The 19,105-nt window shown below is 48.4% G+C and carries 19 protein-coding genes; 11 read left to right on the top strand and 8 right to left on the bottom strand.

The features are described from left to right. Nucleotides 1-870 (bottom strand): hypothetical protein, encoded by an 870-nt coding sequence (locus AB1757_24670; GenBank protein MEW6130252.1) that lies wholly within the window; start codon nt 868-870, stop codon nt 1-3. Between the two features lie 109 nt (nt 871-979). Between AB1757_24670 and AB1757_24665 the strand changes: the two genes are divergently transcribed. From AB1757_24665 to hslO, 10 genes are all read left to right on the top strand, one after another. Beyond that, entirely contained in the window at nt 980-2,140 is a 1,161-nt protein-coding gene (locus tag AB1757_24665) for a DUF5715 family protein (protein ID MEW6130251.1), read from the top strand. A 155-nt stretch (nt 2,141-2,295) separates the two neighbouring features. Beyond that, nucleotides 2,296-4,050 carry a PQQ-binding-like beta-propeller repeat protein gene (locus tag AB1757_24660; GenBank protein ID MEW6130250.1) on the top strand — a complete coding sequence of 585 codons (1,755 nt, stop codon included), beginning with the start codon at nt 2,296-2,298 and terminating at the stop codon, nt 4,048-4,050. Nucleotides 4,051-4,065: 15 nt separating this feature from the next. Continuing rightward, on the top strand, nt 4,066-4,674 hold the full coding sequence (locus AB1757_24655) for a hypothetical protein (GenBank protein MEW6130249.1): 609 nt from the start codon (nt 4,066-4,068) through the stop codon (nt 4,672-4,674). A 96-nt stretch (nt 4,675-4,770) separates the two neighbouring features. After that, nucleotides 4,771-5,547 (top strand): TlyA family RNA methyltransferase, encoded by a 777-nt coding sequence (locus tag AB1757_24650; GenBank protein MEW6130248.1) that lies wholly within the window; start codon nt 4,771-4,773, stop codon nt 5,545-5,547. A gap of 199 nt (nt 5,548-5,746) precedes the next feature. Then, complete coding sequence (locus AB1757_24645; GenBank protein MEW6130247.1) at nt 5,747-6,997, top strand: trypsin-like peptidase domain-containing protein; 1,251 nt, start codon at nt 5,747-5,749, stop codon at nt 6,995-6,997. Next, the gene (locus AB1757_24640; GenBank protein ID MEW6130246.1) at nt 6,998-8,200 is read left to right on the top strand and encodes an alanine--glyoxylate aminotransferase family protein; all 1,203 of its coding nucleotides are present in this window, start codon (nt 6,998-7,000) and stop codon (nt 8,198-8,200) included. It begins immediately after the preceding gene. Nucleotides 8,201-8,300: 100 nt separating this feature from the next. Continuing rightward, a complete protein-coding gene (gene ppk1, locus AB1757_24635) occupies nt 8,301-10,442 on the top strand; it encodes a polyphosphate kinase 1 (GenBank protein ID MEW6130245.1) in 2,142 nt (713 codons plus the stop codon). A 3-nt stretch (nt 10,443-10,445) separates the two neighbouring features. Next, nucleotides 10,446-11,036 carry an RNA 2',3'-cyclic phosphodiesterase gene (gene thpR / locus AB1757_24630; protein ID MEW6130244.1) on the top strand — a complete coding sequence of 197 codons (591 nt, stop codon included), beginning with the start codon at nt 10,446-10,448 and terminating at the stop codon, nt 11,034-11,036. A gap of 89 nt (nt 11,037-11,125) precedes the next feature. Next, the gene (locus AB1757_24625; GenBank protein ID MEW6130243.1) at nt 11,126-11,626 is read left to right on the top strand and encodes a MogA/MoaB family molybdenum cofactor biosynthesis protein; all 501 of its coding nucleotides are present in this window, start codon (nt 11,126-11,128) and stop codon (nt 11,624-11,626) included. 117 nt (nt 11,627-11,743) lie between these two features. After that, entirely contained in the window at nt 11,744-12,760 is a 1,017-nt protein-coding gene (hslO, locus tag AB1757_24620; protein MEW6130242.1) for an Hsp33 family molecular chaperone HslO, read from the top strand. A gap of 79 nt (nt 12,761-12,839) precedes the next feature. Here hslO and AB1757_24615 read toward each other — a convergent pair whose 3' ends face one another. Together AB1757_24615 and AB1757_24610 are read right to left on the bottom strand one after the other, a co-directional pair. Next, a complete protein-coding gene (locus AB1757_24615; GenBank protein MEW6130241.1) occupies nt 12,840-13,484 on the bottom strand; it encodes a hypothetical protein in 645 nt (214 codons plus the stop codon). After that, on the bottom strand, nt 13,485-13,967 hold the full coding sequence (locus AB1757_24610; GenBank protein MEW6130240.1) for a hypothetical protein: 483 nt from the start codon (nt 13,965-13,967) through the stop codon (nt 13,485-13,487). It lies immediately after the preceding gene. Nucleotides 13,968-14,128: 161 nt separating this feature from the next. On the opposite strand from AB1757_24610, the gene AB1757_24605 reads away from it, so the two are divergent. Then, entirely contained in the window at nt 14,129-14,689 is a 561-nt protein-coding gene (locus AB1757_24605) for a hypothetical protein (GenBank protein ID MEW6130239.1), read from the top strand. A 164-nt stretch (nt 14,690-14,853) separates the two neighbouring features. Here AB1757_24605 and AB1757_24600 read toward each other — a convergent pair whose 3' ends face one another. The 5 genes from AB1757_24600 to AB1757_24580 all read right to left on the bottom strand — a co-directional run. Then, nucleotides 14,854-15,129: a EutN/CcmL family microcompartment protein gene (locus AB1757_24600; protein MEW6130238.1), complete on the bottom strand. Its 276-nt coding sequence runs from the start codon at nt 15,127-15,129 to the stop codon at nt 14,854-14,856. 60 nt (nt 15,130-15,189) lie between these two features. Next, on the bottom strand, nt 15,190-15,465 hold the full coding sequence (locus tag AB1757_24595) for a EutN/CcmL family microcompartment protein (GenBank protein MEW6130237.1): 276 nt from the start codon (nt 15,463-15,465) through the stop codon (nt 15,190-15,192). A gap of 71 nt (nt 15,466-15,536) precedes the next feature. Further along, nucleotides 15,537-17,021: a hypothetical protein gene (locus AB1757_24590; protein MEW6130236.1), complete on the bottom strand. Its 1,485-nt coding sequence runs from the start codon at nt 17,019-17,021 to the stop codon at nt 15,537-15,539. Between the two features lie 35 nt (nt 17,022-17,056). Continuing rightward, on the bottom strand, nt 17,057-18,085 hold the full coding sequence (locus AB1757_24585) for a hypothetical protein (protein ID MEW6130235.1): 1,029 nt from the start codon (nt 18,083-18,085) through the stop codon (nt 17,057-17,059). A 622-nt stretch (nt 18,086-18,707) separates the two neighbouring features. Next, the coding region (locus AB1757_24580; GenBank protein ID MEW6130234.1) for a transposase at nt 18,708-19,105 on the bottom strand (398 nt) is incomplete at its 5' end.

The following is a 19,105-nucleotide window of genomic DNA, read 5'->3' as shown; positions in this document are numbered from 1 at the left end:
TTATCCGCGTTCGGAAGCGGCGCGATTCATGAAGTTGGGAGATTCGTCAGATTCCTTTTCCGCATCGTCAAAAAATTTGGTAGTGCCTTCGGTAATGCTCGGTGGCACTTCAGGTAAACTTTCAAAAATCGGTGAAGTGTTTTGCGGCGCAGTATTTCTTGAAAACGTTTTCTCAGTGGTTGGCGCTTGCACGGGAGGCGCGAAACGCTCGGCAAGCGTCTTGATTGATTCGGCAAAAAATGCCGCGTAAAGAATTTGCCCAAAGCCTTTCAAAACCGGAATCGCGGCAATCAGCCAGACAACGCGCAAGCCGAATTCCAATCCGACAACCGGATGCTGCTGCGCGGCTTCTTCGATTTGTTGAACCAGTCCGCTCTCCAAAGCCGTTTTACTTGCATAATACAAAAACAGCCCCAAGCCTGAACCGCCCAGCAGTCCCATCAAGCCATGTTTTAAATTGTGTTGTCGCGAATAGGTGAGCCACTCTTTAGGTTTGGGCATCTGTGGCTGGGCGCGTTCGGCGCGACGCGCGGCGCGGCGTTTTTCGCGGGCTTCGTGAATGGCTTGCCATTTTTCTATACTGGCTTTTTTTTGCAATTCCCAATTTTCTTTATGGATTGCCCATTCTGCCGACTTGCGCGCCGCTCGCGGAGTTTTATTGATGTTGACTTCGCCGACGCTCTCTTTAACCGTATCAACGATGGTACTGACGAAATCTCCGGCAATTTCGGGAAGCGTTTTGGTGCCGTCTTTTCTGTTTGCGCCTTTTTCTAAAACTTCATTGACGGCTTCCAGATTGGTGCCGCACAGCTTGCAGTATTTCTGATCGGTGGTTAATGCCTGTGTGCCACATTTCGGACAGAATGTCATATTGCCTCCGGTTTTTATTCAATCATCAATCCCGTTATTGAACTTTTGTTTTTGATACGTTAAATCTAACTTCTGAGTTTACAAATTAGCTGACCTTTTTTTCAATGATATGATTGACCTTGCACGCAAATTCCGACAACCGACGAGAGCCGTTCTCATATTTTTTTTCGGTTGTCTGATTTGTGCGGCTGCAAGTTGTCGAAAAAACGAACCGCCCGCAAAACCTCCGGTCACACAACCCGACCCATTGAAAGAAGCTATCAGCAAAGTTGAAGAAGCGCGCGGCGAACCCACAGGTCGCAAAGCGCAGGTGGTTGTCCCAGGTCAGTTGCAACATTACAGCGACCGCAGGCGATTCCTGGCGATTCAACAGGCGGCGTGGAGCGAGCGCAATTTTGAACGCCCGCAAGGTTATCTCGAATTACTTGACCTTATCGAAAAAGGCGCACTCGTTGAAATGGAATCGCTCGGCGAAAATTATCTGCTTTATGGCGTAGGTGACGCAGCCGACATCGATTTTTTCGCCTATTATGACCGCGTTTCAGAAAAAAATATCCGGCTGTTTGCCAATCAAACTGAATGGTTGAAAGGCAAAGCCGAACTTGAAAAACAGATTGAAGATTTGCAGGTAAAAGTTTTGGATTTACAAACCCAGTTTTCGCTCACCTCAGACCCGGCTTTAAGAAATAATCTCTCCAAACAAATTTCTGAAATCGACAAGGTCTTAACCGAATTGAATGAGCGGCGCGATTTGCTGATTTCGTTTTATGATGATGCGATTCGCCGCGAAATGTTATTTGCGCGGTACGCCTGGCTTTCGAGCATTGCAGCAAAATTCCGGGGACGGGCTTATGATTTGGAAGTTGCTCCGGGTCGTCGCGAATTTAAAATGAAACTCCTCAGTTTCATTCGCCCCGAAGCCCGCGCCACGATTTTACAAATCGCCGCAGCCTACAAAGAAAAGTTCGGCAGGCACTTGCCGATTACTTCTTTGATCCGCACCGTCGAATATCAACAGCGATTGCGCGAAGTCAATCCCAACGCCACCACAAGAGAAATTGCGCCGCACACCACGGGGCTGGCATTTGATATTTATGATGGCTGGATGGATGCAACTGAACAGACTTTTTTAATGAATCTGATTGCCAGCCTTGAAAGCGCAGGCAGCGTTGAAGCCTTGCGGGAAAATCGCAATCACATACATGTTTTTACCTTGCCCAACGGCAAACTGCCGGACGCGACGCGAATTAATAAAGCCTTGGGGAAATAGTCAATCATTGAACAAACCTGATGGAGTCTGATGGGCAAATGAATAGCTATTCGCTCATCTACCTGACGATTCTGACTTGAGCAAGAGACCTCGAATATAGCAGTATCCTTAAACAACACACTCAGTTTTTAAGTTCAGGTGAGCGGAGGAATGAAATGAAAAAATTGATTGTCAAAGGCTTGGTCATCATTGTGCTGGCGGTGAGTGGCATGGTCGGCGCGAGTTTTTTTAAACCGGCGAGCGCAAATTTTCAAGCAACCGTTCAATTACCCAATTCACCAATGAAATTCGGCGTTTTTTCCGTACAGTTCAATCCCGATAATACCTTCAAACTGGAAGGCGACCGCTGGCCGACGATGATGGGCAACTATAAAATCACCGGCGATGAAGTTGAGTTATTGCTCACCAACGCGCCGAAAGAATGCAACGGCGCAGGGCGTTATCGTTTTCGCGTGAGTGGCAAACATCTCACCTTTGATTTAATCTCGGATGCCTGCACACCAAGACGCATGATTTTAGACCGCAGCAACTGGGCGCCGGCAAGCGAACAAAAATCCCTTCCCTCACGTCGCATCCTCCGTACTGCCGGGGCAAAATTTTCTGCGCCGGTGGTGACTTCCACACCGAAAGGCATCTGGCCATCATTTCGCGGGATGCAGGCATCCGGCATTGCCGACGGACAAAACCTGCCGGATCGCTGGGATGGCAAGAGCGGCGAAAATGTTTTGTGGCATAGCAAAATTCCCGGACTTGCCCATTCAAGCCCTGTGGTCTGGGGCGATAAATTGTTTGTGACCAGCGCCGTCAGCAGCGATCCGAACGCGACCTTTCGACCGGGACTCTATGGCGATGGCGATGCGTCAAAAGATAATTCGCGTCATAAATGGATGCTCTACGCGCTTGACAAACGCACCGGCAAAATTCTCTGGGAACGCATCGCCTATCAAGGGGTGCCGATTGAAAAACGCCACATCAAATCGACCTATGCCAATTCGACGCCCGCAACCGACGGGCGCATCGTCGTGGCGTGGTTCGGCTCGCAAGGAGTTTTTGCTTATGACGTCAATGGGCGAATGCTCTGGAAAGTTGACATCGGGCGAATAGACCTTGGCGCATATGATATTCCGACCTACGAATGGGGACCCGCGAGTTCACCAATCATCTGGAACAATCTGGTGATTCTGCAATGCGACACCCAGACAGATTCATTTTTATTGGCGCTTGATGCCGCGACAGGTAAAACCGTCTGGAAGACCGAACGCAACGAAATCCCTTCGTGGGGGACGCCGACGGTTGCCTTAACCTCCAAAGGCGCGGAACTCGTCACCAATGCTTCAAATTTCATTCGCGGTTATGACCCGCAAACCGGCAAAGAATTGTGGCGACTCGGCGGCAGTTCAAAAATCACCGCGCCGACACCCGTATTTGCCGATGATAAATTCGTGGTGGTCAGTGGTCGCGCCCCTGAACGCCCAATCTTTGTAGTGAAATCCGGCGCTCGCGGCGATTTGACTTTGCAGGAAAATAAAACCAGCAACGAATCGATTCTGTGGAGTCGCACGGGTCGCGGTTCCTATATGCCGACACCTTTGATTTATAATGACATTCTTTATGTGCTCGCCAACAACGGCGTGCTTGACGCTTACGACCTGAAAACCGGCGAGGAAATTTATCGTCAACGCCTGCCGCTGGTCGGCAGTGGATTCAGCGCGTCACCGGTGGCAGCAGACGGCAAGATTTATCTTGCAAACGAAGATGGTGAAATCCTGGTCATCAAAGCCGGTAAAACCTTCACTCATCTTGCTACCAATTCGATGGGCGAACTATTGATGGCAACCCCTGCACTCTCAGAAGGTGTGATGTATGTGCGTTCATCTGCGAGTCTGTTTGCCATCGGTCGAAAACCTTAATGGATACTCACAGCTATGATAAAAGGAATCAAACAAACAGGAATCTTGATTTGGATAACCCTGCTCGGGGTTCAGATATTAGCGCAAAGCAACGCTCGTTTAACCAATGCCAATAAACCGGAACCGGTCAAAATCCCGCGAGGAACGCATGTTCTGGTTGATGGCAAAATCAGCGCGGGAGAATGGGCGGATGCACGTCGCGTCGTTGCCTCTGATTTCGCAGTAATCTATGTAAAACGCGATGTGAAATATCTCTATATCGCGCTTGATACGACAACCGGCGTACTCGGCGTGGATTTGTATCTGGATAATCGCGACAACCAGAGCGTTTTGAATTTACATGCATCGGCAAAGCTTGGCGAACGCGAAGCGGAATTTGGCAAATGGCAGGATTGGGTCTGGTGGAATAATCAAGGCTGGGCAGCGAACGTCGTTCGCGTAGATAGCTTTGAACCACGAAAATTTCTTCGCGACCAGAGTAAAGAGTTTCAGATTGAGTTGAGCCGGTTAAAATCTCAGCGGTTCTGGTTGTGCGCAGATATGTATGCGGGAAATGAATCCCGTTCACTGCCGATTCAAGGCAGTGAGCGGTACGGACGTCAGTGGCTTGAACTGCGATTCTAAGCTGTTCGCCTGATGATTTCGCAGGTTACATCAGTTTCGCCTGAGAGCCTGAGCAATCAACAGTCGTGATGGGTTTATCATTGTAAACCATAAGCCATGCCCAAAGAACGCATAGACAAACTGTTATTCGAGCGTGGCTTGGTTGAAAGCCGCACACAGGCACAGGCGTTGATTCTTGCGGGGCAGGTGCTGGTCAACAACCAGCGCATCGACAAGCCCGGACAAACGGTTGCGACCAATTGTGAAATCCGCATCAAAGGCGAAATCCCGCGTTATGTGAGTCGCGGCGGTTTGAAATTGGAAGCCGCGCTTCACGCTTTTCATCTTGATGTAAAAAATAAAATTTGTCTGGATGTTGGCGCATCGACCGGTGGATTTACCGATTGCCTGTTGCAACACGGCGCAGCCCAGGTCTATGCAATCGATACCGGGCATAATCAATTTGCCTGGAAGTTGCGACAGGATTCGCGTGTGACCCTGGTTGAAGGCTTGAATGCGCGTTATCTCGAAGCGAAGCATTTTTCAATCCTGTTTGACCTTGCAGTCATTGATGTGTCATTTATCTCGCTCACCAAAATCCTTCCGGCAGTTGAACGAAATCTGAAAGCAGCGGGCGATTGTATTGCTTTAATCAAACCGCAATTTGAAGTCGGCAAAGGCGAAGTTGGCAAAGGCGGCATCGTAAGCGACCCCGCGAAACATCGTCGCGTCATCAAAGAGATTGTCGAGTTTGCCACCAGCATCAATTTAAACCCGGTTGAGTTGATTGATTCGCCGATTTTAGGCGCAGAAGGCAACCGCGAATTCCTCATCCATCTCAATAAGCGTCAGGCGTCGCGAGTCTGGCGTCATCTGGATAACGATGAAGTATGAATGATGAACGCTGAACATTACAGATAGCGACACTGTTCATCCTTCATCGTTCAGCGTTCATACTTTCCCGTTTCAGACACCGGACTTCAGACGCCAGACTCTAGATTTTTGAGTTTCGTTTATTTTTCTTGTCCGCGCGCGACCGGTTGTTTTAGATTATTTCGGATATTTTTTAATTGTTAAGGAAACGCTTTTCCGAATGATCGCTACTGTTACCCATCTGACTGGTTCGCGCAGAGGGCAATGCGCAACCTTTTCAGATGAACTCATCACCATAGGTCGCGCAAGCAACAATCGGCTGTCCTTTGGAGATACGGAACGGCGCGTTTCTTCGCACCACGCGCAAATCACTCGTCACGGCGACGGCTATCTCATACGCGATTTAGGTTCGACCAACGGCACCATGCTCAATGGTCGCCGCATTATCATCAGCGAACTCGGCAAAGATGATTTAATCGAATTCGGAGCCGGGGGACCGTTGATTCGCTTCAGCTTTGAATCCCCGGACAACTTTCACGATAAACCGACGAAGCCTCTCGACAATTTGCCGAAAGCCAAAACCACGATTGCCGAAAAACCGCTGACCCGACGCGATGAAATCACTAATGTTTTCAAGCGATTCATCAAACAACGCAAAAACAATGTTCGCCTGACCACCGCCATCATGATGTCACTACTGCTCGGCGCATTTTTAGGCATCCGGTTATCGCAGAGATTTTCTTCGCCTGAAAGCGACCGCTTGAACTTTGCGGCAATCGCCAAGCGCAACAGTGATGCGGTGGTCTTCGTGCAAACCGAATTTGAACTGGTAGACCCGCAAGGCAACGTCACCATGATTGAATCGCGCACCGGTTCGGGATTTATCATCACCCCGAACGGCTTGATTGTCACCAATCGTCATCTGGTTCACCCGTGGGAGTACGAAGAAAATCCTGCCGGTATCAGCGGACGGCTCAAACGACTTTCCGTTTTACTGCAAGGTCGTAAGCGCGATGAAGCCATTCCCGCGAGTCTCGCTTATCTGTCGGTTGAGAAAGATACCGATATTGCTATACTACGCATTACGCCCCCGCCCGATATGACAGTGGTTTTTGGATTGGAACCCAATCTCAGTCAGGTCAATCAAGGCGATGAGGTCGCGGCAATCGGCTATCCGCTCGGCATCAGTTTGCTGGTACAGACCACGGATGAGCGGATTGAAACCTCACTGGCAACCGGCGTTGTCAGCCGCGTCGGCGATAACAAAATTCAATTGGATTTACACGCCTATCACGGCAACAGCGGATGCCCGGTGTTTAATCTGAGAGGCGAAGTCATTGGCATTGTTACAGCCACCATTCAGGGCGCAAAGGATTTGATTATTTGCCAACCTGTTGGTGTAATACATGAACTAATTAAAGACGAATCGCGTCATTTCCCCGAAAGGCAATCATCGAAAGGATATTATTAAATGACAGCTATTGTTTCCGAACCAACTAAAAAAGAACTAAAGATTTTTCCACCCTTTGAAGTTCCCAATCGACTACTTTTTTCTCCCGGTCCGACGCCGGTTCCGCCAAGCGTACTACAGGCGATGACCAAAACCGTGCTTGGACATCTCGACCCCAGATTCCTGCAATGCATGGATGAAATCAAAGAGATGTTGAAATATGTTTTTGAAACCGATAATCGCTTAACCCTTCCGGTATCGGGCACGGGCAGCGCCGGAATGGAAGCGGCGATTTTCAATGCCATTGAACCGGGCGACGATGTCGTGGTTTGCCCGATGGGGGTGTTTGGTGAACGCATGCTCGCCATCGTTGAACGCACACCGGCGAACCCCGTTGTGGTGCGCGCCGAATGGGGCAATCAGATTGATTTAAAGCAAATCGAAGCGGCGATGAAATCCTGCAAGCCGCGTGTGCTGGCACTGGTTCATGTTGAAACCTCAACCGGGGTGGCGCAAAATCTCGAAGGGCTTGCCGAACTCGCGCATCGCTATGACGCCTTGCTCATCGTTGATGCGGTGGCTTCGCTTTCGGGTCAGGCAGTCGATGTTGATAAACATCAAATTGATATTTGTTATTCGGGTTCGCAAAAATGCATCGGAGCGCCTCCGGGGCTTGCGCCGATTACCTTTTCGGAACGCGCGGTTCAACGTTTGCGCGGTCGCCAAACCAAAGTGCAAAGCTGGTATTTCGATATAGCAATGGTTGAACAGTATTGGGGCAAAGAGCGCACCTATCATCATACAGCGCCGATTTCCATGAATTATGCGCTGCACGAAGCCTTGCGTTTAATTTGCGAAGAGGGTCTCGAAGCCCGCTTTGCGCGACACCTCAAAGCGCATCAGGCGCTGGTCGCAGGGCTTGATGCGATGGGGCTAAAACTATTGACCGCGCCGGAAAATCGCGCCATCGTGGTCAATGCCGTAAGCGTCCCCGAAGGACTGGATGGCAACCGTTGCCGCATGCGATTACTGAACGACCACAATATCGAAATCGCCGGTGGACTCGGACACCTGAAAGGCAAAATCTGGCGCATCGGGTTGATGGGCGAAAGCTCTCAGAAAGCCAATGTTTTACGGTTGCTGGACGCTTTGCATCAAACCCTCATTGCCGAAGGTTACAATTGCGAATCGGGTGTTGAAGCGGCGGAAAAAATATTTGTTTAAAAAAAATTAAGGAAGCCGGGGTTAAATCCGGCTTCCCTCTTCTCCCAATTTCATTACCATTTTCGCGAGAGTTGAAATCGAAGCATTGAGGTGAACGGTTATGGCTGAAGCGAATGTACAATCGAATCGAGAAGAAAACATCAGTATGGTGGAAAATGTCGCGTTGCCGAAAACCCTTTTTCTCAACAACCAACTGCTGCTGAACCGCGAACTCAACTGGCTCGAATTCAATTATCGCGTCCTCGAAGAAGCCCTTGACCGTTCGCAACCCCTGCTTGAACGCCTCAAATTCCTGTCGATTTTTTCTACCAACCTCGACGAATTTTTCATGATTCGGGTGTCGGGTCTCAAACAACAGATTGAATCGAAAGTCACCGAACTTTCGCCCGACGGCATGATGCCCGCCGCGCAACTCAAAGGCGTCACCCAACGTTTGCGCCCGATGGTGCAAGACCAGATGCGCTGTTTGACTTCGGAAATTCTTCCGGCGCTTGCCGCCGAAGGCTTAATCATCACGCCCTATCGCGCGCTTTCCGAAAAACAGAAACGCGATTTAAAAGATTATTTCCTTGAAAATGTCTTTCCGGTGCTGACGCCGCAAGCCGTCGATCCCAGTCATCGCTTTCCGTACATTTCAAACCTCAGCCTCAACATCGGCATGATGGTTGACCAGTCGCAGGACAATTCTTCGACCCGGCTTTCTACAACACCGAGTTTCATTCGCGTCAAAGTGCCGCCCATCGTGCCCAGGTTGATTCCTGTGGGTGAATCGGGAACCGAGTTTATCCTGCTCGAAGAACTCATTGCCGCCAATACCGATGCGCTGTTTCCGGGGGTTACGGTCGGCGAGTGCTTTACTTTCAGAGTCACCCGCGACGCTGATATTGAAATCCGTGAAGACGAAGCCGGCGACCTATTGCAGACTATGGAACGCGAACTGCGCAAACGCCGTTTCGGTCACGGCGTGCGTCTTGAAGTGTCATCAACCATGCCCGGTGAAATGGTGCGTTACCTGGCAAGTTCGATAGGACTCACTGCCGATGATGTCTACACCATTGACGGGCCATTGAATGTGCCGGATTTGATGGCGCTTTATGATTTGGGCAGGTCAACGTTGAAAGACCGCCCCTACATTGCGCCGATTGCCCCGGAATTCAAAACCGGCGAATCGATGTTCGATGTCATCCGTCGTCAGGATGTGTTGGTTCATCATCCGTATCAATCGTTTTCAAGTGTGGTGGATTTCATCAGGCAGGCTGCCGCCGACCCTGATGTGCTGGCAATAAAAATGACCCTTTATCGCACGGGTACACGCTCGCCTATCGTGCAGGCGCTCATGGAAGCCAGCGAAGGCGGCAAACAGGTTGCCGTGCTCGTCGAACTCAAAGCCCGTTTCGATGAAGAAAATAATATCGAATGGGCGCGCAGACTCGAACGCTCAGGGGTTCACGTCGTCTATGGCGTTCTGGGACTCAAGACCCATTGTAAAGTTGCCTTAGTGGTTCGTCGCGAATCCGGTTCCCTGATTCGTTATATTCACATCGGCACAGGCAATTACAATCCGGCGACGGCGAAAATCTATACCGATTTGGGATTGTTTACCACCAATCCGTTAATCGGCGCAGATGTGACCGACCTGTTCAATTTTCTCACAGGCTTTTCAAGACAAACGGAGTATCGAAAATTACTGGTCGCGCCGGTGAACCTGCGCGAAAAGATGACTGCCTTGATTGAACGCGAAATCGAACATCACAAAGCCGGGCTTCCGGCGCATATCATCGCTAAAATCAACAGTCTGACGGATACCAAAATCATTCGTTCACTCTATGAAGCCTCACAAGCCGGGGTGCCGATTGATTTAATCGTGCGCGGCGTTTGTATGCTCAGACCGGGTGTGCCCGGGCTTTCCAGCACCATAGAGGTTCACAGCATTGTGGGGAGATTTTTAGAACACAGCCGCATCTATTATTTTGCCAATGGCGGAGCAGGAGATTTTTATCTCGGCAGCGCCGACTGGATGCTCAGAAATCTTGACCGGCGGGTTGAGGTCATCACTCCGATTGAAGACGCGAATTTACAAAAACAGTTAAAACGAATCCTGGATATCTGTTTGAAAGATAATGTCAAAGCCCGACGGTTGTTGGTGGATGGCAAGTATGAACGTGTACGTCCGATGACCGGCGAAGCGCGGGTTGACGCACAAGCCTATTTTATGAACCCTGACCTTAAAGACGAGTTTTAAGCGATGCCAACCTCGACACCCTCCATTCGCGCCTTCATCTGCATAGACATCCCGCCTTCGCTCAAAACGCAAATCGAGAATTTGCAGAACGAGTTGCGCCGCATTGACGCGCAGGTGAGTTGGGTAAAACCGGCAAACATTCACCTGACGATTAAATTCCTTGGCGATATGCCGACCGAAAAAATTCCCCAAGTCATTGAAGCCGCGCGCCACGTAACCGGCTCCTGTAGCCCGTTTCAACTCGAAGCGAGCGGCGCGGGCGTCTTCCCTTCACCGCAAAATCCCAACGTCTTATGGATCGGCTTGAACGATTTACCGGATGCCTTGATAGCGTTGCAGCAAGCCATCGAAGACGAGCTTTCGACTATCGGCATTGCGCGTGAAAGTAAAAATTTCAATCCCCATCTGACCATCGGGCGCATTCGCAACCGGCGCAATGCCCGCCAGCTTGCCGAAGAACTCATTCGCAGAGGCAAAGCCTCTGACCGATTCACGGTTACTGAAATCATCGTCATGCGAAGCGACCTCGACCCGCGCGGGGCAATCTATACGCCACTGGCAGTGCTGCCTTTGCAGCCTCCAACCGCAATTTAACCGCCCGATAAAATTCACTTGAATAAAATCCTCAATGGTGTAGCGCAAGTTCGAGGCTTTCGCTACATTTATTTTTCAGGAGATGAACTATGTCGAAAGTTGAAATCGTTGCGGTGGTGTTGACCATCAGCGATAAAGCATCACGCGGCGAACGCGAAGATACGTCGGGACCTGCGGTGGTCAATGAGCTTGAAAAACTCGGCGCGCGCATTGTCGCAACCGAAATTATTTCCGATGACCGCGAATTGATTGCCGCAAAGCTCAAAGCCTATGCCGACCGCGAAGATGTCAATCTCGTCTTCACCACCGGCGGAACCGGCTTTGCCCCGCGCGACAATACCCCCGAAGCAACCCGCGAAGTGATTGACAAAGAAGCGCCGGGGCTTGCCGAACTGATGCGCCTTCGCAGCCTCGATTCCACGCCGCTTGCGCCACTCTCACGCGCCGTATGCGGCATTCGCGGCACAACTTTGATTGTCAATTTGCCCGGAAGCCTTCGCGGCGCGGTCGAAAACTTCACCGCCATCCGCAGCACCCTTCCGCACGCCATTGGGCTGCTCACCGAACAATCGCGAAAATGCGCTACATAAAAAGTCTAGAGTCGAGCGTCTGGAGTCTGGAGTCAACAACCGCTTCACTCTGTATGTTCATTGGCAATTCACAACACAAACTTTTGCTCAAATACGCGCAACCATTAAACTATCAGCATGAATAAGACTCCAGACGCTCGACTCCAGACTCCCGACGCAAATCTTCAGACATCAGACACCGGACGCCCGGCTCAAAGTGACCGGTTGATGCGCGCCACAGCCGCAGATAATCAACTGCGTTGTCTTGCAGCCATCACGACAAATCTGGTTGGCGAAGCCTGTCGTCGCCACCAAACCTATCCGACGGCTTCGGTGGCGCTTGGTCGCACACTCACGGGCACCTTGCTACTCGGTTCATCTTTTAAAGACCTTGAAAAAATCACCGTAAAATTTGATTGCGACGGACCCATCGGGGACATCGTTGCGCAAGCCGATGCGCATGGAAAGGTGCGCGGTTACGTTACCAATCCGAGTGCTGATATTACGGCGATGAATGCGCTCGGCAAATTCGACGTTCGCGCCGTGGTTGGCAATGGAACGATGTATGTGCAACGCGATTTGGGCTTTGAAATTGGTTTGAGTTTGGAACCCTATCGCGGCTCTGTGCCGATTGTGTCGGGCGAAATCGGCGATGATTTTGCCTATTATCTGGGAAAATCCGAACAGATTAATTCAGCGGTCGGGCTTGGGGTATTGATGAAAATCGCCAACCCGATGGATGCAAGGGTTGCCACATCACCTGAATTCGCGCTGGAAGATTTGCGGGTAGCGGCATCGGGCGGGTTCATCATTCAAATGATGCCCGATACCAGCGAAGAGATTATCGGCTACCTCGAACATCATTTGCCGACGGTTCCCAATCCGACGGTGATGGTGAGCGAAGGTCTCTCGGCGCTTGAAATGTTGCAAAGAGTGTTGGGCGATTTGGAGATTACAGTTTTAGATGAACGCGCCCCGTCATTCAAATGCCAGTGTTCGCGCCAGCGCGTCGAGGTGATGGTTTCGGCGCTCGGCAAGGACGAAGTTGCCGATATGCTTGCCAAAGATAACGGCGCAGAGGTGATTTGCCATTATTGCAATGAAAAATATCAATTCAGCGACGCTGAATTGCAGGCGATATTGAACGAAGCCTAGGTTGTTTCGAGTCATTGGCAATTGTTTCTATTTCTCATCGGTTGAGCAAGCGGTCTTTGACCGCGTTTCAACCTTTGCTTTACCACGGAAAGTGAAAATAGTGATGGGCGATAAAAAAGCCAAATGCGCCCAGTAAAATTGCCGAATTGATAAGCAGAGACAGCCAGATTGGCGCTTTGGATTTTAAGGCGCTGAGAGAAATCAGGGTTACGACGAAGCCCCAGATGTAACACATCGGACTTGCGCCGATTCTGTCAATCCACCAACCATTGCCGGGATTGAAACATAAACAATGCGGCACCAGCGTCAACCAGGACAGCAGTCCTACACCGAACAACAGCCACTCATTTTTAAAGAAATGGCTGGCGATTACCACAGCAGCCATCAACGGTATCCAGCCGATTTTGATAAATGTGCAAAACGGTGTGCAGCCCGACAGTGACAAGCCCGAACAATCGAGCGACGATGCCCAGAATCCCAGCGGAATTGCCGCCAGTAGAAAATTACCGGTGAGTGAATTGACCGATGATAGCGGCTGAGATGAGTTAAATCGAATGATGTTCCAAAACGCAATCGCAAGTGTTGCGAGAACCAACCCATCAAAAGGAATCGCCAACAGCAGCGGCATTTCATTTGTGAAATCAATGGCGAAGCGAGTCAGTAAAATTGCCGCAAGCGTTAAACTCAACCACAACCAGAACTGTTGAATAGTTGCGATTCGCATTTATCCTTTTCGATGAGTGAAATGTAAAGCGGTTAGCGTTTTTTCAAGAACTGAGTGCCCGCTCCAAAGTTCCAGCATGAGCAAGGCAACCGTTATCGGAAAAAAAATTAGGGTAAAGAGAGAAATTTCAATTGCTGCATCAAGCAGCGTAGGTTCTTTTACCAGATGAAAGACGCACGACAATACGAAGGAGGCAATAGCTACCGTCACCCAAACCCAGATGGCTTTCAGTCTGCTAAGCGGCGTTTGCGGTTCGGGTGATTCGCGCAAACCTTGCAATTCGGTTCCGGCCATAACAAACCCATAAAACATAATAATGAAAAAAGTGCTGGAAACCCCGTGATCGAAATAGTATTGGATACCACCGGAAAAACCTTTACCTCTGTAAAGTGAGATGATGAGGTAAAGAGCAGGGTGTATTAATAAAATCGCCGCATAGGTTTTATGCAAAAGCCGTTTATCTGTTCTTGGCTTCTCGCTCATACGTTCCTCCGAAAGTGGCAAAAATTTCTTTCACTATATGAGTTTCACCCCGGCTTAACAAGGAAAATATCGGGAATCATTGTTGAATTCTCCATTTGCTTAAATCAGCAGCGAGTTGTAATGATTAACATTGAACGGACAAACCTGGTGAGGAAAACAGAATGCTCCCGAATAACGGTATCAATTCCAGAACGATTAAATGCCTTGAATGTCATCGTCCCAATCCGCTGACCGCGATGCAATGTATGTGGTGCGGCGTGCCGATTGCCGATCATCAGCAACCAAAACATTTTGCCGATAGCCGCTTTGAATTGCATTATCTTGGCGGGCTTGAACGCCTCGACAGCCCTTTGCCGGTCAGTTTCACCGTAAGCCTTGATGGCATCGAAGTCAAAGAGTCCATGCCGGGCAGCCGGCGCGTGCAAATCGATGCCGAATCCATCATCGAAGCCCACATCATCAACAACATTCAAAAAGTTAAAGTCGAAAAGCGCGTCGCCCTCTGGCGAAAGCTGCTACTGGATGATGATGCGTTGGAAAAACATAAAATGACCGAGCAGATTCTCTATGATTACATCATCACCATTCGGTTTCGTTCGGGTGAGAAGACTTGCAGCGCGGCTTTTCAAAGCGCCGGTAGAGAGGGTTCTTCAATCGTCAACAAAGTCGCGCGAACGATTAATTCATTGTTGCGATTCAAGGCGATACAAGTTACCGAATAAACCTGCGGAACAGACGGCAGAAAAACCGAGCCAACGGAAGCTGTCACGAAGTCAATTGAGTTTTCAACCTACAATCCATTAAATCGACACGACTCCTTGCTTGATGAATTGCGATTCGCGTTTTCCGTTTCTATTTCGTTTGTTCCGTAGTTGATGTTTGGTAGTTAAGCAGTCTCTTCAATGGTATCCACCACGCCAATGATTGCCGTATCGATTGCCGCGCCCAATTTTCCGGTAGCCGCAGTCGATGCCGACCAACCTTCGCGCACAATCACCACCGTGTCGCCAATTCCCGCATCGACAGAATCAAGCGCCAGCATCTCTTCGCCCGCCGCCGTTCCATCAGGATTGACCGGTTGAACAACCATAATGCGACTGCCTTCGTAGCGGTCGTTTTTCTGTGTGGCAACCACGTTGCCAATGACTTTGGCTAATAGCATAGTAGTCAGTAGTCGGTAGTCAGTAGTCAGTAGTCGCGGGCATTATCGTAATGCTACGAACTACGGACTCTTATTGGTGTAAACCGAATCGACAATTCCGACAATCGTGCAATCGGTCGGCACAGGCATCGGGTCGAAAGGAAATGATGCCTCTTTGCCGCGACACCAGAAGACGACTTCGCCAACCCCCGCGCCGATTGAATCAATAGCAACCAGGCGTTTGCCATATTCCTGCAACTCGCCGTTGAGCGGTTGAATGACCAACAGTTTACGCCCTTCAAGGGCTTCATTTTTGACGGTGGCAACCACGGTTCCAACCACGCGAGCTAATTGCATTGCTAACCTCAAGGTAAACTTGCGAGCCTAAAGCATCGCGCCTGCTCGCTGGGGTTGTCAAGCAGTGTCGATTAAGGCAAGAAAATATTACTTCGGGAAAGATGAGTATTATTCAGTAAAAGGTTATGCCTGTCTTTCGGATCAAGCCTAGCGAATTGTTGTCGCAGTTCACTGTCTTCTATCAATATACTACTTCGGTTATTTGTGTCATTCATCAAAACAAGATTGGCAGGCGTGATAAGTTTTTTTTCAACACCGTCAATTAACCAATAAATCCGCTGATAATGATTATCCACCGGCATTGATTGTTGTGAAGGAATTCCTATTGTTGAAGTGACCACAAACTGATTGCCATGCGAGGCTACGATAAAACTATTGTCAACCAGAGCAGCGCGTGATAGCGGTAATTTTTGAATTAAAGTAAGACGAGCCTGCAAATAATCATCACCAATTCCTCTGGGTATTGGAGCTTTCGCACTCAAAGTAAGTAACGGCACAATGGTAGCGATGACATAAATCGCTTTCCTTGGCTCTTTCTGCATACTTAACCAAATTAACCCTGGCACCAATAATGCCACTTGGAGGTATGCTAAGCTACATAATCGCCCCGCAATTCCTCTCAATCCGTCGCCATCGCTCAAAAACGGATTGAGCGTTACCAATAAGCTAAATAAAGCAATGGAGCCCAAAAAAATCATTGGTTGATTAGGCTGTTCATTGCGTCTCAAAAATAGAACCGAGAAGATACCGAGAGATGCGACAAGCAGTATTAATCTATCAGCTAAAGCAACGCGGGTTATAGACCAATGTGGGACAGTTGCAAACTCACTTCTAAGCCACTCTGGCACAGGTATAAAAGGTTGAATCATAATTAATGCCGGAGCGATGAGAATGACAACCGCAAATCCTAAAGCACCCCATTTATAAATCAAGCCTCGGTCTTGTGCCATAAGCAAATACACAGGCAAAGTTGAAATAACAAAAAATATTGCGAGCAGTAAAATAGAACGATGGCTGAAAACCGCAGCGAGAAAACAAACAATCGAAGGAATGGCGTAGACGACTTTTTTATTTTGCCTTGTTTTAATGGCAAACCACACTGACCAAATAAAGAAGGCTAAGCCCCCAGAGTTACTGATGAACTCTCCAATCAAAAATAACCGCGAGGTTGGAATAGCAGTTAAAATAAAACCAATTAAACCCGCCCAATATTGGCGAGTAATCGATGTTACTAAAGCAAAAACTCCCAAACTAATCAAACTGTGAAACAAAAGACTTGAAATTTTTATCGCAATAATCGAATTGGGTGCCAAGTAACTCAATGATGTTATCAGATAAATTATCAGAGGGGTTTTAATCGGAAACCAGAAGTGTCCCTTTGTCCGTAATGTGTCAACCTGAAGAACGTAATAATAACCATCAATACCTACAGCGACCGGATACTTTGTGAGGAGTGAGAAGTCACGCCACAGGCAAAGCAACAATATGCTCAATACCCCCGCCACCGCCCATCGTTTCAGAGATACTTCTTTCGATGGGTCAGCGATGAAATGCATAAACCAAGTAATGATTTGGGGATTAATCTAATTGCTTATTGATTGGTGACAGGCAACCAGAAAATTCTGTTGTTACTGTCGCGCACAATAATTGAAGAGCTATCTGCTCCGATTACAAAAATGCTATTAGTGGGATTCACTTTCAGCATTTGGGTCACTTCGGAACTTTGCTCATATGCTATTGGCTTCCATAAATTACTTCCTGACACAAGACGAGTTATTCCTGTGGGAAGGAGTGCCAGGACTTGACCGTTCGGTTGTATTGCTACCGAAGTTACAAATCGTCCTTTAAGGTTTTCCTCACTAATTTGAGCTTTACTTAAAATTTCTCCCTCACCATTAAGTTCAACCAGAGTGCGTTGCCCGGCGAACCAAGCAAAAACTTTTCCCGCCTGATTAGCAAAAAGCAGAGGATAATCTATACTATTTTTTCGTCTGTTAAAAGGCTCATTATCTTGAGGACCAAATCCATTATTCGCAAATAAGCTTCGAGCAACATAACTTGCGAGCAATTTACCTTCGGATGAAAATTTATAGATCAGGTCGTAATCTACCCTACGGCTATTTTTCTTTACCAAATCCGCACCCATTATCCAGGTATTATTATTTTCATCAACAGCGACACTCTTAGCTGAGATCGGAGCGAGTTGGACGAGCCTTTGTAATTTGCCGGAATTTAGATCATAAACCATCAGGACGCTCACTGGTTGCACAGTCGTGCTGACAGCCACAACAATGACGCTAACCATCCCATTTTTATTGACCGCTGCATCATGAACAGAAACAGATGAAGCTTCCGGTATATCTTTTTGAGGGGAGCAAAAAAATACCTGTTGCCCATCTTTATTGATAACAACAACCGATTGATTCTCTCCAACGGAAGGATTATTCATTACAACCATCACAAAATGGTCTGCATTATATCTAATGATCTGCGCCATCCTGTATTTTGGCTTCAACTGCAAATTTTTTACTGATGACAAATCTTGGGCACTTGCTATCCCCGAAGTATAGAACAAAAAAAACGATGTAAAAATTAGCAAAGTTTTTATTGGATATTCCATAATTCCTCCTTTTGATGAGTGCCTACACTTTTAATAAAATTAGACTTTTTCAATTTTCTGTTGTAGATGCCAAACTTGCAATTTACATTTCTACTATCGCCACCGGTCGCAGATACACTCTTCAAGCCAATATCCACAAGAACAATTAGGTCCGTTACATCCAGTAATGCCACTCATATAATCATCTGACGGCGAAGGTACACCTCCATGCCATCCACAATCATCTTCGCAACAAGCACATCCAGTGCCGGGGTAGGGTGCAACGAGTTCTGACCAACATTGATAACATCCCGTACACTCAAAATATCCAGCGGAAGAAAGTTTCTTTAGAATAGCGTTTTTAGGTAGCGATTCCAGCGAGAAAATTTCAGGGAAAGAAATTTTCTTCAAAAAACCCCGGTCGTTCCTTTTGTTCGCGCTGCGCGCTTGACGTTTAGGCTTTATGCCATCAAACACAGATTTGATGGTTTGTCCCCTCACGTCCATAACCGGAACCTTTTGCCCGGTTACAACTTCACCAGCAAAAGCGGAACATAACGCTAACAGCATTGCGATAGATGATGTGGTTATTATTTTTCTCAAGGCTTCCGGGCGTGTGCATAATTTTGTGTAAACGGTCGAGTTAAAATTCTGGCAACCGGTCAGCAAACTCAATGGCAAACCGATTCAACGCCGCTCGCCAATCCTTTACCGGCATCGTCCAGCGCTCGCTGATATTCTGCAACGCTAAGTATATCAATTTCAACGCCGCTTCATCTGTAGGAAATGAACCACGATTTTTAATAATTTTTCGCAAACTCATATTCACACTTTCAATCGCATTGGTCGTATAAATTACTCGACGAATTTCTTCCGGGTAAGCATAAAAAACCGCCACTCGTTCCCAGTTCTTGCGCCACAACTGCACAATCGGCGGATATTTTTCTCCCCATTTCTCAGCGAATTTTTCTAACTCCAACTCGCCTTCGTCGCGCGTCGCCGCTTTATAGATCGTCTTTAAATCGGCGGCTACGGCTTTGC

This window comes from Acidobacteriota bacterium, assembly GCA_040754075.1.
Taxonomy (GTDB): Bacteria; Acidobacteriota; Blastocatellia; order UBA7656; family UBA7656; genus JBFMDH01.
This window is presented reverse-complemented; position numbering and strand designations above follow the sequence as displayed.

What these genes read in the sequence shown, in the direction of transcription:
- AB1757_24670 (MEW6130252.1), bottom strand. Translation starts at nt 870, where the DNA reads ATGACATTCTGTCCGAAATGTGGCACACAGGCATTAACCACCGATCAG.
- AB1757_24665 (MEW6130251.1), top strand. Translation starts at nt 980, where the DNA reads ATGATTGACCTTGCACGCAAATTCCGACAACCGACGAGAGCCGTTCTC.
- AB1757_24660 (MEW6130250.1), top strand. Translation starts at nt 2,296, where the DNA reads ATGAAAAAATTGATTGTCAAAGGCTTGGTCATCATTGTGCTGGCGGTG.
- AB1757_24655 (MEW6130249.1), top strand. Translation starts at nt 4,066, where the DNA reads ATGATAAAAGGAATCAAACAAACAGGAATCTTGATTTGGATAACCCTG.
- AB1757_24650 (MEW6130248.1), top strand. Translation starts at nt 4,771, where the DNA reads ATGCCCAAAGAACGCATAGACAAACTGTTATTCGAGCGTGGCTTGGTT.
- AB1757_24645 (MEW6130247.1), top strand. Translation starts at nt 5,747, where the DNA reads ATGATCGCTACTGTTACCCATCTGACTGGTTCGCGCAGAGGGCAATGC.
- AB1757_24640 (MEW6130246.1), top strand. Translation starts at nt 6,998, where the DNA reads ATGACAGCTATTGTTTCCGAACCAACTAAAAAAGAACTAAAGATTTTT.
- ppk1 (MEW6130245.1), top strand. Translation starts at nt 8,301, where the DNA reads ATGGCTGAAGCGAATGTACAATCGAATCGAGAAGAAAACATCAGTATG.
- thpR (MEW6130244.1), top strand. Translation starts at nt 10,446, where the DNA reads ATGCCAACCTCGACACCCTCCATTCGCGCCTTCATCTGCATAGACATC.
- AB1757_24625 (MEW6130243.1), top strand. Translation starts at nt 11,126, where the DNA reads ATGTCGAAAGTTGAAATCGTTGCGGTGGTGTTGACCATCAGCGATAAA.
- hslO (MEW6130242.1), top strand. Translation starts at nt 11,744, where the DNA reads ATGAATAAGACTCCAGACGCTCGACTCCAGACTCCCGACGCAAATCTT.
- AB1757_24615 (MEW6130241.1), bottom strand. Translation starts at nt 13,484, where the DNA reads ATGCGAATCGCAACTATTCAACAGTTCTGGTTGTGGTTGAGTTTAACG.
- AB1757_24610 (MEW6130240.1), bottom strand. Translation starts at nt 13,967, where the DNA reads ATGAGCGAGAAGCCAAGAACAGATAAACGGCTTTTGCATAAAACCTAT.
- AB1757_24605 (MEW6130239.1), top strand. Translation starts at nt 14,129, where the DNA reads ATGCTCCCGAATAACGGTATCAATTCCAGAACGATTAAATGCCTTGAA.
- AB1757_24600 (MEW6130238.1), bottom strand. Translation starts at nt 15,129, where the DNA reads ATGCTATTAGCCAAAGTCATTGGCAACGTGGTTGCCACACAGAAAAAC.
- AB1757_24595 (MEW6130237.1), bottom strand. Translation starts at nt 15,465, where the DNA reads ATGCAATTAGCTCGCGTGGTTGGAACCGTGGTTGCCACCGTCAAAAAT.
- AB1757_24590 (MEW6130236.1), bottom strand. Translation starts at nt 17,021, where the DNA reads ATGCATTTCATCGCTGACCCATCGAAAGAAGTATCTCTGAAACGATGG.
- AB1757_24585 (MEW6130235.1), bottom strand. Translation starts at nt 18,085, where the DNA reads ATGGAATATCCAATAAAAACTTTGCTAATTTTTACATCGTTTTTTTTG.